This window comes from Winogradskyella poriferorum (assembly GCF_050618035.1).
Classification (GTDB): Bacteria; Bacteroidota; Bacteroidia; order Flavobacteriales; family Flavobacteriaceae; genus Winogradskyella; species Winogradskyella poriferorum_A.
The window spans coordinates 1-228 of record NZ_JBODPY010000169.1 but is presented as its reverse complement, the minus strand read 5'-3'; the positions used below and the strand labels follow the sequence as shown (position 1 = coordinate 228).

Below are 228 nucleotides of genomic sequence, written 5' to 3'. Positions count from 1 at the left end.
TTTTCTTGAGCACAAAATCTGATTGAAATTGAGTGGATTCCTCTGTTAAGAATACAATATTAGCCATTTGATAATCAAAACTTACCTTTAAAAAATGTTTGATTTTATCGTTAGAACACTTCTTAAGTTCTTCATTACTCAGATTACTATGACAGCCTCTATATACCGGAACCCTTTCTGTTGTGTCAGTTTGACCAAATCCAATGACGTAGCAGACAAAAGCAACCC

The 228-nt window shown here is 33.8% G+C and carries 1 protein-coding gene; it reads right to left on the bottom strand.

Annotated elements, in window-relative coordinates; all coding sequences use genetic code 11:
* Positions 1 to 228, bottom strand: a 228-nt coding sequence (locus ACRHOC_RS15340; RefSeq protein ID WP_431159461.1) for a hypothetical protein, incomplete at both ends; no start/stop codon positions are given.